Source organism: Cupriavidus phytorum, from assembly GCF_003254285.1.
Classification (GTDB): domain Bacteria; phylum Pseudomonadota; class Gammaproteobacteria; order Burkholderiales; family Burkholderiaceae; genus Cupriavidus; species Cupriavidus phytorum.
The window spans coordinates 1-13,801 of record NZ_QKZN01000001.1 but is presented as its reverse complement, the minus strand read 5'-3'; the positions used below and the strand labels follow the sequence as shown (position 1 = coordinate 13,801).

10 protein-coding genes and 2 pseudogenes are annotated in these 13,801 nt (G+C 66.7%); 6 read left to right on the top strand and 6 right to left on the bottom strand.

Features of this window, described 5'->3' with window-relative positions:
• Positions 1 to 42: 42 nt before the first annotated feature.
• Positions 43 to 1,719, bottom strand: coding sequence for a phospholipase D family protein (locus tag C7416_RS00055; protein ID WP_111516550.1), 1,677 nt, complete (start codon positions 1,717 to 1,719; stop codon positions 43 to 45).
• Positions 1,720 to 2,202: 483 nt separating this feature from the next.
• Between C7416_RS00055 and C7416_RS00050 the strand changes: the two genes are divergently transcribed.
• Positions 2,203 to 3,735 carry an amino acid permease gene (locus C7416_RS00050; protein WP_111516549.1) on the top strand — a complete coding sequence of 511 codons (1,533 nt, stop codon included), beginning with the start codon at positions 2,203 to 2,205 and terminating at the stop codon, positions 3,733 to 3,735.
• Positions 3,736 to 3,803: 68 nt separating this feature from the next.
• Positions 3,804 to 5,480 (top strand): amidohydrolase, encoded by a 1,677-nt coding sequence (locus C7416_RS00045; protein WP_111516548.1) that lies wholly within the window; start codon positions 3,804 to 3,806, stop codon positions 5,478 to 5,480.
• Between the two features lie 97 nt (positions 5,481 to 5,577).
• Here the strand turns inward: C7416_RS00045 and C7416_RS00040 are convergent, their stop codons facing one another.
• The 5 genes and pseudogenes from C7416_RS00040 to C7416_RS28810 form a co-directional block, all read right to left on the bottom strand.
• Positions 5,578 to 6,003: a cupin domain-containing protein gene (locus C7416_RS00040; protein WP_111516547.1), complete on the bottom strand. Its 426-nt coding sequence runs from the start codon at positions 6,001 to 6,003 to the stop codon at positions 5,578 to 5,580.
• A gap of 48 nt (positions 6,004 to 6,051) precedes the next feature.
• A pseudogene (locus tag C7416_RS00035) lies at positions 6,052 to 6,264 on the bottom strand (AraC family ligand binding domain-containing protein); the annotation flags it as partial.
• A 169-nt stretch (positions 6,265 to 6,433) separates the two neighbouring features.
• On the bottom strand, positions 6,434 to 7,354 hold the full coding sequence (locus tag C7416_RS00030; RefSeq protein ID WP_111516546.1) for a dioxygenase family protein: 921 nt from the start codon (positions 7,352 to 7,354) through the stop codon (positions 6,434 to 6,436).
• 126 nt (positions 7,355 to 7,480) lie between these two features.
• Positions 7,481 to 8,035 (bottom strand): cupin domain-containing protein, encoded by a 555-nt coding sequence (locus C7416_RS00025; RefSeq protein WP_111516545.1) that lies wholly within the window; start codon positions 8,033 to 8,035, stop codon positions 7,481 to 7,483.
• 90 nt (positions 8,036 to 8,125) lie between these two features.
• A complete protein-coding gene (locus C7416_RS28810; protein ID WP_146604235.1) occupies positions 8,126 to 8,311 on the bottom strand; it encodes a hypothetical protein in 186 nt (61 codons plus the stop codon).
• 80 nt (positions 8,312 to 8,391) lie between these two features.
• On the opposite strand from C7416_RS28810, the gene C7416_RS00020 reads away from it, so the two are divergent.
• From C7416_RS00020 to C7416_RS29260, 4 genes and pseudogenes are all read left to right on the top strand, one after another.
• Positions 8,392 to 10,554 (top strand): TonB-dependent siderophore receptor, encoded by a 2,163-nt coding sequence (locus C7416_RS00020; protein ID WP_111516544.1) that lies wholly within the window; start codon positions 8,392 to 8,394, stop codon positions 10,552 to 10,554.
• A gap of 768 nt (positions 10,555 to 11,322) precedes the next feature.
• Entirely contained in the window at positions 11,323 to 12,846 is a 1,524-nt protein-coding gene (locus C7416_RS00015) for an NCS1 family nucleobase:cation symporter-1 (RefSeq protein WP_111516543.1), read from the top strand.
• Positions 12,847 to 12,903: 57 nt separating this feature from the next.
• On the top strand, positions 12,904 to 13,638 hold the full coding sequence (locus C7416_RS00010; protein WP_018005616.1) for an aspartate/glutamate racemase family protein: 735 nt from the start codon (positions 12,904 to 12,906) through the stop codon (positions 13,636 to 13,638).
• Between the two features lie 38 nt (positions 13,639 to 13,676).
• Positions 13,677 to 13,801 (top strand): annotated as a pseudogene (locus C7416_RS29260) (allantoinase); the annotation flags it as partial.

Here is a 13,801-nt window from a genome sequence, read left to right as displayed (position 1 = left end):
ACAGAGGTTCAGGAAAGCCGCGGCCGACCTGCGGGGACCGCTTTAAAGCTCTTCCTTGATCGGGAGCACACGCAGCACGCCGATCCCCAGATGTTGCAGCGGGCCCATGCCGGGCTCGCGGTCGTAGACCACCAGCTGTCCCTTCTCGCGCGTGGTCCAGGTCAGGCGCGGATTGCCGCCGTCGCCATCGGTCTGCAGCCCGACGCGGTAGGCCATGTCGAGCAGGCCGTCCTCGGTGGACCGGGTCATGCGCTCGGCCAGCGTCGGACTGTCGAGCACCACGCCCATCTCGGTATTCAGCTTGGCCGAGCGCGGGTCCATATTGAGCGAGCCGATAAAGACCAGGCGCCGGTCGACGATGTAGTTCTTGGCGTGCAGGCTGGCCCGGCTGGACGACAGCCAGGCGCGCGAGCGCGAGCCGCGTGCTGCCTTGCCGCGGTTGGCCAGCTCGGCGTAGGCGCTGGGCTTGAGCTCGTACAGCTCCACGCCGGCGGCGACCAGCGCCCGGCGGTGCGGCGCGTAGCCCGCGTGCACCGGGCTGACGTCGGTGGCTGCGAACGAGTTGGTCAGGATGCGTACGCGGATGCCGCGCCGCGCCAGCGCGATCAGCCAGGCCTCGCCGTCGTCGTCGGGCACGAAGTAGGGCGAGATCAGCAGCACCTCCTTCTGCGCGCTGCTGATCATCTTCTCCAGCCGGGCGGTGGCGTGACCCGGGTCGTCGTGGGTCTGGTGGGTGATCTTGGCCGCCTTGTCGGAGACCACCACGGCCTTGCCGTAGTAGCCGGGCATATGGCCGCTCTCGATCCCCTTGGCCAGGCCTGAATCCAGCAACTCCTGCACGTAGGGGCTGGCCACGGCCTGGTCGCCGCGCGCCTCCAGCCGCTTGCGCAGGCTACGCATTTCCACCGGTGCTTCCTTGCCGGCGGGGATCAGCGCCACCACGGGATAGGAAGACGCGTCGTTCCAGTATTCGTCGAACACCGCGGACACCTGCGGCACCGCCGGCCCTGCCACCAGCACGTCGAGATCGCTGAAGTCCATGTCGGTGCGCGCGGAGAAATACGCGTCGCCGACATTGCGCCCGCCCAGCAGCGTGATCTGGTTGTCCACCGTCATCGACTTGTTGTGCATGCGCCGGTCCAGACGGTTAAAGCTGACGAGCATTTCCAGCCAGCGCACGCTGCGGTTGGCAAACGGGTTGAACAGGCGCACTTCGATATTGGGATGCGAATCGATCGCCGACAGGACCTTGTCCAGACCGCCGGTATGCAGGTCGTCGAGCAGCATGCGCACGCGCACGCCGCGGTCGGCCGCGTCCAGGATGTCGCCCAGCACCGCCGCGCCGGTGCCGGTGGGCTCGAAGATATAGGTCTGCAGGTCCAGGCTGCGCTGCGCCGCGCGCGCCATCGCCAGCCGCGCGGCGAGCGCGTCGGGTCCGGACTGCAGCGGGTAGAACAGCGACTCGCCCGGGCGCTTGGCCAGGCGCGGCGCCAGTACCTTGCCGAGCGGCGTGTCGCTGGTATTGGCCGGGGCGGTCGACGGGGTGCGCTCCGCCTGCGCCGGCAGGCTGGCGCAGCCGCCCAGCACCGCGGTGCCGATCAGGCCGGCCAGCGCGATCGCGGCCAGCCGGGACGCGCGCCGGCACCAGCCGGCGCCGGCACGCGCCGCGGCGACCGGCCGCCGGGCGTCGAACGGAACCTCGCTGTGCGTCTGGAACATCCGTCAGTCTCCCTGCGCCGCTGAATGAAGGAACGGGGATGGGCTGGTGGCCGGGTCCTCGCACCGGCCGGCGTGCAGCGCCTGCTACCTCGCAAGATATACCCCGCGCGCCGGCCCCGGCAGCGGTGCCATTCCTGTCCGCGCCGGGAGTTTGTCCTACACCGCAACGTGCCAACGGGCGGGCCGGCGGGCAGGCCGACATTTGGCGGCGAGTGCGGCACTTGACGCAGGACGCCCATGCCCCGGCAGGCGGCAGCGGCTTTCCCTGCACAGCGATTTCTCTTATGATGCCGCCCAATATACCGGCCGGTAGCACCGGGAGGAGGCCCTGCGGCATGTGTCGCCGCCCGCGCGGCTGGCGGCCAGGCGCAGCTTGCGGCCGCCCGGCGATGCCGGCATAGTTGCGCGCCTTCGCGCCTTTTTGCGCCTCTTTGCGTCCCTTCGTGGCTTGTCCCGCACGGCGCGCGCCCAGACCGGATTCCGATGTCGACACAACCCTCCCAGCCTTCCTCCGCCGGCGCCTCCGCGCCCACGCTGCGCCGCACCCTGCGCGCCCGCCATCTCACCATGATCGCCATCGGCGGCTCGATCGGCACCGGACTGTTCGTGGCCTCGGGCGCCACCATCGCGCAGGCCGGGCCCGGCGGCGCGCTGGCCGCCTACATCCTGATCGGCGCGATGGTCTATTTCCTGATGACGAGCCTGGGCGAGCTGGCGGCCTATATGCCGGTATCGGGCTCGTTCGCCACCTATGGCGCGCGCTATGTCGACGAGGGCTTCGGCTTCGCGCTGGGCTGGAACTACTGGTACAACTGGGCGGTGACCATCGCGGTGGAGCTGGCCGCGGCGCAGCTGGTGATGCAGTACTGGTTCCCGGACACGCCAGGCGTGCTGTGGAGCGCGTTGTTCCTGGGCCTGATGTTCGCGCTCAATGCGATCTCGGTGCGCGGCTTCGGCGAGGCCGAATACTGGTGCGCGCTGGTCAAGGTGGTGACGGTGGTGGCCTTTATCGGCATCGGCACGCTGATGATCTTCGGCATCCTGCGCGGCGACATGGCGGCCAGCCACGGCCTGGCCAACCTGACCACCGGCGATGCGCCCTTCGTCGGCGGGCTGCCCGCGCTAATCGGCGTGGCCATGATTGCCGGCTTCTCGTTCCAGGGCACCGAGTTGATCGGCGTCGCCGCCGGCGAATCGGCCGATCCGGCCAAAAACATCCCGCGCGCCGTGCGCCAGGTGTTCTGGCGCATCTTGCTGTTCTATGTGCTGGCGATCCTGATCATCGGCATCCTGATTCCCTACACCGACCCAAGCCTGCTCAAAAGCGACGTGCAGACCGTGGGCGTAAGCCCGTTCACGCTGGTGTTCCGCCATGCGGGGCTGGCCTTTGCCGCCGGCGTGATGAACGCGGTGATCCTGACCGCGGTGCTGTCGGCCGGCAACTCCGGCATGTATGCATCGACCCGCATGCTGTACAACCTGGCCACCGAGGGCCGCGCGCCGCGCGTATTTGCGCGGCTGACACGCAACGGCGTGCCGCTGGTGGCGCTGCTCGCCACCACCGCGGTCGGCGCGCTGTGCTTTTTGACCTCGCTGTTCGAAAGCAAGTCGGTGTACCTGTGGCTGCTGAACCTGTCGGGCATGACCGGCTTCATTGCCTGGCTCGGCATCGCCGTCAGCCATTACCGCTTCCGCAAGGGCTTTGTCGCCCAGGGGCATGACCTGGAGCGCCTGCCCTATCGCTCGCCGTTCTTTCCCTACGGGCCGATCTTTGCCTTCGGGCTGTGCCTGGTCGTGACGCTGGGCCAGAACTACCAGGCCTTTACCAGCGGCAAGATCGACTGGGTCAGCGTGGCCGCCACCTATATCGGCATTCCGATCTTCCTGCTGATCTGGCTGGGCTACCGCATCGCGCGCAAGACGCGCTTCGTGCCCTATGCCGAGATGGAATTCCCCGCGCTGCCGGCCCGCGATGCCGCCGTAACGCGCTCCGCCGTGCCGGCGGCCGGTGAATAGGCGCCGATCCCGGGCGCCTGGCAATCCGCAGTCACAAGCAAAAAAGCACAACAACAAGGAGCATCGCTTTGAAGAAAGCAATCCGCATCAGCCTGCTGGCGCTTGGCGCCGGCATGGCCATGGGCCTGCCCGCGCACGCCGCGCCCACCCTGGTGGAATCGGTGCAGGGCTATACCCTGCAGCAGGACAAGGTCACCCGCTTCACCGGGCTGGTATTCGACCAGGGCAAGGTGCTGGCCACCGGCGACGCCACCGCCCTGCGCGCGCAGTTTCCGGACGCGCAGCGCATCGACGGCCAGGGCAAGACCCTGCTGCCGGGCCTGATCGATGCCCACGGCCACGTGTTCCGCCTGGGCTTCAAGACCACCGAGATCTCGCTGTCGGGCACGCGCACGCTGGCCGAGGCGCAGGGCATGATCCGCGCCTATGGCGACAAGAACCCGCAGCGCAAGTGGCTGCTGGGCTATGGCTGGAACCAGGTGAACTGGAAGCTGGGCCGCTTTCCGACCGCCGCCGAGCTCGACGCCGCGGTGTCGGACCGCCCGGTGCGGCTGGTGCGCGTCGATGGCCACGCCGCGTGGCTGAACACCAAGGCGCTGCAGGCCGCCGGCATCACGCGCGACACCAGGGATCCGGCCGGCGGGCGCATCGAGCGCGATGCCAGCGGCAACCCCACCGGCGTGCTGGTCGACAAGGCCATGGCGCTGGTCAACAACGTGATCCCGCCGTACAGCGACGACGACCGCCGCGCAGCGCTGGCCGCCGCGCTGGCGCACATGAACGCGCTCGGCCTGACCGCCGCGGGCGATGCCGGCGTGACCGCCGCCGAAGACCGCATCTACCGCGAGTTCGCCGACCAGGGCAAGCTGACCACCCGCATCTACGGCATGATCCGCGACACCGGCGACGACTTCAAGGCGCTGTCGGCCAAGGGACCGCTGTCGGGCTACGGCAACGACCGCTACTACCTGCGCGCGGTCAAGCTGTACGGCGACGGCGCGCTCGGCAGCCGCGGCGCGGCGCTAATGGCACCGTACTCGGACGACCACGTGCACAGCGGCCTGCTGTTCATGAGCGATGCCGCGATGCAGGCCGCGGTCAAGACCGCGATCAAGGCCGGCTACCAGGTCAACATCCACGCCATCGGCGACGCCACCAACCACCAGGTGCTGGACGCCATGGAAGCGGCGTACAAGGACGTGGGCGGGCGCGAGCTGCGCAACCGCGTCGAGCACGCACAGGTGATCGCGCTGCCGGACATCCCGCGCTTCAAGTCGCTCGACCTGATCGCGTCGATGCAGCCCACCCACGCGACCAGCGACATGAACATGGCCGAAGACCGCGTCGGCAAGGACCGCATCAAGGGCGCCTACGCCTGGCAGACGCTGCTCAGGCAAGGCACCGTGATCGCGGGCGGTTCGGACTTCCCGGTGGAATCGGCCAACCCGTTCTACGGCCTGCACGCGGCGGTCACCCGCACCGACCATGAAGGCCGCCCGATCAAGGGCTGGCATGCGGAGGAAGCCATGACCCTGCCGCAGGCCTTCCGCGCCTTCACGCTGGACGCGGCCTACGCCCAGCACCAGGAGAAGACGCTGGGCTCGCTCGAGCCGGGCAAGTGGGCCGACTTTATCCTGGTCGACCAGGACGTGTTCAAGGTCAAGCCTGCCGATATCTGGAAGACGCAGGTGCTGCAGACGTGGGTGGCCGGCGAGCGCGTGTACGCGAAGGACGGCAAGCGGTAATCACGCGGTAGTGCACCGGTGGCCTGCCCGTACGGGCAGGCTGCGGCGTGACAAGCGCGGCACCGTAAGGGTGCCGCATTTTTTTTTGGAGCGCCCCTCAGATCCACTGGTCGTTTTCGACCGTACGGTCGCCCGCCGGACCGTCGCCCGTGTTGACCACGCCGCGGGGCTCGATCAGCAGCAGCTTCACTTCCGCGTTGGCACGGGGCTTGTGCTCGACGCCCTTCGGCACCACCGCCATCTGGCCGGGCCGCAGCACGATCGAACCGTCGCCCGCGGGCCCCTGCCGGAAATCGATGTGCAACTCGCCTTCGAGGACGATGAAGGTTTCGTCGGTGTCGGCATGCCGGTGCCACTCGAACTCGCCTTCGACCTTCACCACCTTGAACTGGTAGTCGTTCATTTCCGCGACGACGCGCGGTTGCCAGTGTCCGTCGATTTGCGCGATCTTGCCGACCAGGTCAATGCTCTGGCACTGGCCGCGGCCGGCCGGTGCGCGGGAATGGCTGGCGGATTGGGACATGGTTCTCTCCGTTCAGAAGTTGACGGTTGAGGATACGCATGCGCATTGCAGCACGATGGTGTTGCCCGGCAAGCTGTCTCGCTGGCTGCGCCGATAGCTGAAACGCTGCACACCGGCAAGCGTGCGGCCGATCGCGTAAGTGTCGTGGCGATGCATCGCATACGCCTTGCCGTGAAACCACGCTTCGATACGCTCGACGCCAGCCATCGGCCTGGCGTGCCGCACCCAGTCGGAGCGAGGGAGGGGGGCTGGTCGGTTCATGGTGTAGGGCGAGGGTCGCTTGCGGGTCCGCGCTGCGGCACGGTCGTTGTGTGCGGTGCGAGGTCGCCTGGGCCATTGTCGCACGGCACATGGGGCGAGCCGGCAACGTCGATGCCCCTCCCCCGTCACCGCTTTGTCAGCAGTCCTGCCCCGTCCGAAAATACCGCCCTCACGGCAGCGGCGGCTTGGGCAGGCGCGTCTCGCCCGGCTCCAGCTTCATTTCGACATCGAGGCGGAAGCCGCCATTGCCGTCCGGCTCGAAATCGCGCAGCAGCGAGCCGACCGCACCGAACGCCGCGTCGCTGAAGGCATAAGGATCGAGCGCATCGAAGATCTGCGTGGTCAGCACCTTGTGCCCCGGCGCGATGGCGATGAAGTGCAGGTGTGCAGGACGCATGTGGTCGCGGTTCTGCAGCTTCAGCAGTTCGCCGCAGGGGCCGTCGATCGGCACGCCATAGCCCGACGGCCGCACGCTCTCGAACCAGAAGCGCCCTTCGGCGTCAGTCTCGAACACGGCACGCAGGTTCATGTCTTCCTGGTGTTCGTCCTGGTTCTCGTAGAGGCCGCTGGGCGCGGCCTGCCAGGTCTCGATGCGCGCGCCGGCAATCGGCGTGCCGTCGATCGACACCACGCGTCCCTGCACGAACAGCGGGTCGCCGGTGGTGTCAGGGGTGGCGATATGCGCGCCGTTGGGCCGCACCGGCTGGTTCGCGCGCCAGAACGGGCCGATCAGCGCGGGCTCGGTGCCGCCGGCGGCGAGCACGGCCTTGGCGTCCATCAGCAGCACCAGCGTGGCCAGCCCGAGGATATCCGCCAGCAGGATGCCCTCGTGCTTCTTGGGGCCGGTGGCCTGGCCGATGCGGATCATGAAGTCCAGGCCGGCGTGGAGTTCTTCATAGGTCAGCTGCACCTCCGACGCGAACGCGTGCGCGTGCCGGATCAGCGTATCGAGAATGGTGCGGGTACGCGCGTCGGCGGTGCCGGCATTGGCCTTGAGCACGGCTTCCAGCAGCGCCTCGGGGGTGGCGGGAATCGATTGGGAAGCCGCCGCGGAGGCGGCGCTTGCGCGGGCTACGGAAGCAGAAGTCATAGTGTGGTCAGCTCCTGGGGGAAGTGGGGATGGAGTCTGGCGCGGAGCGGGGCGTCGACGTGACGCCCCGCTGCATGCCGCAGGCGCCTGCTCGTTGACCACGCGTCCGGGTCGCCGTGGACGTCGTCAGCCTTCGGCTCGCGGCTGCGCCGGGTCCGACCCGCTTTCCTTGATGTAGCCGTCGTCGCCATAGACCAGGCCGGTGGACTCGGCCGCCTTGACCACGTCCGGGTGCCAGGCGATGCGGCCGCATTCCTCGTCGGTGCCACCCACCACGGAGTAGACCACCAGCGCGTGGTCGTTGGGGTTGCGGAAGCCACGCATCACGCCGATCGGGCAGGAGATCACGTCCCACTGGTTCAGCATCAGCGAATACTGGCCCTTCTCGCCCCAGATCACTTCCATCTGGCCATTCAGCGGGCAGAACACTTCCTCGGTCTTGTGCGCGTGCAGGCTGGCGCCCTGGCCGACCGGGATCTCGATGAAGGTCACGCCGAAGCGGTGGTTGCCGGGGATCGCGGGCTCGACGCCTTTGTTCTCGAGCACGCCGCGATTCATGATCTTGTAGATGTTCTTCTTCATCCCGGGCAGGCGGCTTTCGATGAAGGTCTCGCCGTAAGGCTTGACCTTGCCCCAGCGCGCGATGCGGGTGGCTTCCATTTCCTGTGGGGTCGGATCCATATTGCTCCTCGGTGTCATGAAGTTGGGGAAACGAGAGGCGTTCGCCTCGGTTCGTGCAACTTTATGAACCGCTCACAGGCAAGTCCAACATCATTTTTCGCCGGGCGCCATAACAATCCGGTATCGGGTTTTGCGCCGGGCCGCCGCCTGCGCCGGGCCGGAATTCCGGCCTTTCAACGGGCCATGCTTGCCGCTGAAGCCGCACCGCGCGCCGTTGCTTTCACCACGAAGCCCAAACCTTGCGCCTTGACGCCGCAGCCACGGGATAGGCATCATTCGGTCTTTTCCTAAATGCGAATTATTCGCATTTGTATTGACATTTACATACAGGCCCGCCTGTCTTCCTGCTGTTCCATATGAGCCGCCAAGTCCTTCGCGCCGCGCGTGCGCGCGCACCCCAACTCCGCCATCTCGCCATGCTGGCGCAACTTGCCGTGCTCGTCGGCTTTCCGGCGACGGCCGCGCTGGCGCAGCAAGCGGCGGCGCCGGCCGATGCGGCGTCGCTGCCGGCGGTGACGGTAAGCGCGTCGGCGGTGGACGATTCCGGCCTGCAGCTTGAGAAAAAGGCCAGCACCGGCGCGCTGGGTTCGCGCACGCAGCTGGACACGCCCTACTCCACCACCATCGTCACCGGCGAAGACCTGGCCGAGCGCCAGGTGGCCAAGCTCGGCGACGTGTTCACCATGGACGCGTCGGTCAGCGACAACGGCAACGGCTACAACAGCTGGTCCAGCTACCTGAGCGTGCGCGGCCTGCAGATCGACTGGCAGAACGGCTTCAAGATCAACGGCCTGCCGTTCGTGGCCTACGGCATCACGCTGCCGTACGAGCACATGGAGCAGGTGGAACTGCTCAAGGGCCTGCCGGGCTTCATGTACGGCTTCGCCACGCCGGGCGGCATCGTCAACTACGTCACCAAGAAGCCGACCGACACCTTCACGGCCTCGTTCGAGCTGGGCTACCGCGCCGCCAATGTCTGGAGCGAGCACGTCGACCTGGGCGGCCGCGCCGGCCCGGACAATATGTTCGGCTACCGCCTGAACGCGACGCATGAGGAAGGCACGCCCTACAACGCGCGCAACATCCGGCGCGACAGCGTGTCGCTGGGCCTGGACGCGCGCCTGACCAAGGACCTGACCTGGACTTTCGATTCTATCTACCAGGACCGCCGCGCCACCGGCCAGATGCCGTCGTTCAGCCTGTGGAGCTATGGCGATACGGTGCTGCCGGGCGCGGTGTCCGGGCGCATCCGCAACTTCGCCGGCGCCGACCAGCACCTGAACACCAACCTGCAGCTGTACAGCACCGGCCTGCGCTACCAGATCAACCCGGACTGGGCGGTCAGCACCAGCTACAGCTTCACCAAGGTCAACCGCAGCCGCAATGAAAGCACCTACAACCTGCTGAACCAGGCGGGCGACTACATCGACCAGCGCTACGACACCGCGCAGAACCAGCAGGTGGGGCAATGGCAGGCGATGCTGGAGGGCAAGTTCCGCACCGGCCCGTTCGGGCATCAATTGGTGGCGGGCCTGTCGTGGCAGAAGCAGATCGACCGTTATGACAACAACGGCTTCGGCGCGGTCATCGGCACCGGCAATATCTTCGCGCCCAACACCAACACGTATTACAGCTCGACCGCCTTCAACAAGGTACGCAACAGCGACATCACGCAGAAGTCGGTATTCGCCAGCGATACCGTGCAGCTGAGCGAGCGCTGGTCGGTGCTGGCCGGCCTGCGCGTGACCAACTTCGAGCAGAACGGCTATGTACCGGTCACCTCCAGCTACAGCAAGAACGGCGTGGTCACGCCGACGCTGGCGCTGATGTTCAAGCCGGTGCCCACGGCCACGGTCTATGCCAGCTATGTCGAGGCGCTGGAGCCAGGCTCGATCGTGCCGGACGGCTACACCAACGCGCGCCAGCTGCTCAGCCCGATCCGCAGCAAGCAGTATGAAATCGGCGTCAAGGCCGACCAGGCCGCGTGGAGCGCGACCGCCGCCGCCTTCCGCATCGAGCGCGGCGCCGAGTACGACAGCATCAGCGCCGGCGTGCCGACGCGCCAGCAGGATGGCACCTCGATCTACCAGGGCCTGGAACTGGCGGGCGTGTACCGCCTGAGCTCGCAATGGGAGTTCGGCGCCAGCGCGATGTATCTCGATTCGTACTACGACAAGGGCGTGGCCAACAGCGGCAACCGCGTCGCCGGCGCGCCCGGCTTCATCATGGCCGGCCGCGTCAGCTACCGCGTGCCGTTCGTGCCCGGCCTGCGCCTTGGCGTCGACGGCAAATACACCGGCAGCACCAAGCTCAATGCCGGCAATACGCTCGACGCCGGCGGCTACACGGTGTTCAACCTCGGCGCCAGCTACAGCACGCGGGTTGCGGGCAAGGACCTGACGCTGCGGGCTGCGCTGAACAACGTGACCAACAAGCGGTACTGGGGCTTCCAGTACGAGAACTACATCCAGCCGGCGGATCCGCGCAGCATCAGTTTGACGGCGAAGATCGCGTATTGAAGCTCGCCGCACGCGCACAACAGGACCCGCTCTTCGGAGCGGGTCTTTCTTTGGTACATCGAAAAATTTAGGCTCGTGGACGCGCCGGCCCTCTCCCCCGCCCCTCTCCCGCAAGCGGGAGAGGGGAGAGAACAAGCGGGCAATAAAAGCCAGAGAGATCGCCAGCGACAACGCGTGCGAGCGCAGCGATGCACTCCGTGCCAGAGCAGCAGACCTTAGATTGTGAGCGCGCGCAGCGCAGCCGAAGGCGTCCCACCAATAACGCAGTTAGAAGGCTGCCACCGACCTAAAGTCGGGTTCGTCCATCCGACCTCCAACGCCAGGCACATCCAGGTAGCGTCAGCAGGGTGGAGCCACCAAGCGCAGTGCCGCAAGTCACCACCGTTGGAACCACCAACGCCGCCTTGGCCAGCCGCCCAGGCGACGCGCTCTTTACCTCCTTCTGTCGCTCGGACAGAAAGGAGGTCGCCGGCTACGCCGGCGAAACAGCCACGCCCGCCAAGCACGACAACCAAACGAACCGCATTCGAAGAGTTCTTCGTTCGCGCGGCACGAAGTGCCTGTCACCCCCCAAGCCCCACCCCCCAACTTCAGGGAAAACGAATGTTGACAATCAAGAATCCGTGATCTACAACATCGTCTACACACTTAGTCAATTTTGTAGACAATTTAGTAGACACATAAACACCCTCCCCTGGCGCACCGCACAGAGCCCCGAAGGGCCGCGCGTCGCCTATCGTCAAGACACACATCTGCCAGGAGACTCAGATGATGCAAACCACCGCAACACCCGCCGACGCAGCGCAGGCGCAGGGCGGGCATGCCGCACACGGCAATGCCCTGATCAAGCCCAGCTATGACGAACGCCTGACCAATGAGGACCTGGCCCCGTTGCGCAAGCAGACCTGGGGCACCTACAACATCTTTGCGTTCTGGATGTCCGACGTGCACAGCGTCGGCGGCTATATCACCGCCGGCAGCCTGTTCGCGCTGGGTCTGACCAGCTGGCAGGTGCTGGTATCGCTACTGGTGGGCATCGTCATCGTGCAGTATTTCTGCAATCTGGTAGCCAAGCCCAGTCAGGTGACCCGCACGCCTTATCCGGTGATCTGCCGGGCCTCGTTCGGCGTGCTCGGCGCCAATATCCCGGCCATCATCCGCGGCCTGATCGCGGTGGCGTGGTACGGCATCCAGACCTATCTCGCCTCGAGCGCCTTCCTGGTGCTGGCGCTGCACTTCTTCCCGGCACTGGCGCCATATGCCGACGTCAAGCTGCATGGCTTCGCCGGCTTGTCGACGCTGGGCTGGGCCGCCTTCATGGTGCTGTGGGTGCTGCAGGCGCTGGTGTTCTGGACCGGCATGGAGACCATCCGCAAGTTCATCGACTGGGCCGGCCCCGCGGTGTACGTGGTGATGATCGCGCTGGCGATCTGGCTGGTGAACAAGGCCGGCTGGGAGAACGTCAACTTCACGCTGAGCTTCGTCAAGTACACCGGCTGGGAAGCGGTGCCGGTGATGCTGAGCGCGATCGCGCTGGTGGTGTCGTACTTCTCCGGCCCGATGCTGAACTTCGGCGACTTCTCGCGCTATGCCAAGGACTTCAAGTCGGTCAAGCGCGGCAACTTCTGGGGCCTGCCGGTCAACTTCCTGGGCTTCTCGCTGCTGACCGTGATCACTACCTCGGCCACGCTGCCGGTGTTCGGCAAGCTGATCACCGATCCGGTGGAGACCGTCAGCCATATCGACAGCACCTTCGCCATGCTGCTGGGCGCCTTTACCTTCATGACCGCGACCATCGGCATCAATATCGTGGCCAACTTCGTCTCGCCGGCGTTCGACTTCTCCAACGTGTCGCCCAAGCACATCAGCTGGCGCACCGGCGGCATGATCGCCGCAGTGGCTTCGATCTTCATCACGCCCTGGAACCTGTACAACAACCCGCAGGTGATCCACTACACGCTGGACGTGCTGGGCGCCTTCATCGGCCCGCTGTTCGGCATCCTGATTGCCGACTACTACCTGGTGCGGCGCCAGCATGTCGAGGTGGATGACCTGTACACGCTGAACCCGCGCGGCCGCTACTGGTACCGCAACGGCTTCAACCCGGCGGCGGTGGCCACCATGATTCCCGCGGCCATCATCCCGATCCTGTGCGTGGTGGTGCCGGCCTGGCAGGCGGCGGCCAACTACAGCTGGTTTATCGGCATGGGCATCGCGCTGGTGCTGTACCGGCAGCTGGCGCCGCGCATGATGCCTGGCCACCTGGGCAGCCGCGCCGCCACCCAGGCGTGATGCCGCCCATCCTTGAACCGACCCACGATTCCGACCGCACCGAACCGAGCCGTGTCCATGAAGCTGAAGATCATCAACCCCAATACCACCCAAAGCATGACCGACAAGATCGGGCAGTGCGCCGCCGCCGTGGCGGCGCCCGGCACGCGCATCAGCGCGGTCAGCCCGCGCATGGGCCCGGCTTCGATCGAAAGCCACTATGACGAGGCCCTGTCGGTGCCGGGCATCCTCGACGAGATCCTGGCCGGCGAGCAGGAAGGCGTGGATGGCTACGTCATCGCCTGCTTCGGCGACCCGGGCCTGTACGCCGCGCGCGAAGTCGCGCGCGGCCCGGTGATCGGCATCGCCGAGGCCGCCATGCACATGGCCAGCGTGGTCGGCAGCAGCTTCAGCGTGGTCACGACGCTGGCGCGCACCTGCAATATCGCCTGGCATTTGGCCGAGCGCTACGGCATGAAGCGCTTCTGCAACAACGTGCGCGCCTGCGACCTGCCGGTGCTGGAGCTGGAGCGCCCCGGCTCCGATGCGCGCCGCATCATCACCGAGGCCTGCCGGGTGGCTTTGGCCGAAGACCGCAGCGAGTGCATCGTGCTGGGCTGCGCCGGCATGACCGACCTGTGCGACGAGATCGCCGACGCCATCGGCGCGCCGGTGATCGACGGCGTGTCGTGCGCGGTCAAGCTGGCCGAGGCGCTGGTCTCTGTGCGCCTGGGCACCAGCAAGCGCGGCGACTGGGCGCGGCCGTTGCCCAAGGCCTATGCCGGCATGCTGGCCCCGTATGCCCTGAACTGAACCCCATGTCTTCCCGCACTTTCTCCGCTTCCACCACCATGCTCCAGTCCCGCTATCCCCGCGACCTGATCGGTTACGGCGCCCGCCCGCCGCATGCCCGCTGGCCGGGCGGCGCGCGCGTCGCGCTGCAGTTCGTGCTCAACTACGAAGAAGGCGGCGAGAA

Coding starts and splice junctions, on each gene's coding strand:
- C7416_RS00020 (WP_111516544.1), top strand. CDS start 8,392: ATGAGCCGCCAAGTCCTTCGCGCCGCGCGTGCGCGCGCACCCCAACTC.
- C7416_RS00025 (WP_111516545.1), bottom strand. CDS start 8,035: ATGGATCCGACCCCACAGGAAATGGAAGCCACCCGCATCGCGCGCTGG.
- C7416_RS00010 (WP_018005616.1), top strand. CDS start 12,904: ATGAAGCTGAAGATCATCAACCCCAATACCACCCAAAGCATGACCGAC.
- C7416_RS28810 (WP_146604235.1), bottom strand. CDS start 8,311: ATGATGCCTATCCCGTGGCTGCGGCGTCAAGGCGCAAGGTTTGGGCTT.
- C7416_RS00050 (WP_111516549.1), top strand. CDS start 2,203: ATGTCGACACAACCCTCCCAGCCTTCCTCCGCCGGCGCCTCCGCGCCC.
- C7416_RS00055 (WP_111516550.1), bottom strand. CDS start 1,719: ATGTTCCAGACGCACAGCGAGGTTCCGTTCGACGCCCGGCGGCCGGTC.
- C7416_RS00030 (WP_111516546.1), bottom strand. CDS start 7,354: ATGACTTCTGCTTCCGTAGCCCGCGCAAGCGCCGCCTCCGCGGCGGCT.
- C7416_RS00040 (WP_111516547.1), bottom strand. CDS start 6,003: ATGTCCCAATCCGCCAGCCATTCCCGCGCACCGGCCGGCCGCGGCCAG.
- C7416_RS00015 (WP_111516543.1), top strand. CDS start 11,323: ATGATGCAAACCACCGCAACACCCGCCGACGCAGCGCAGGCGCAGGGC.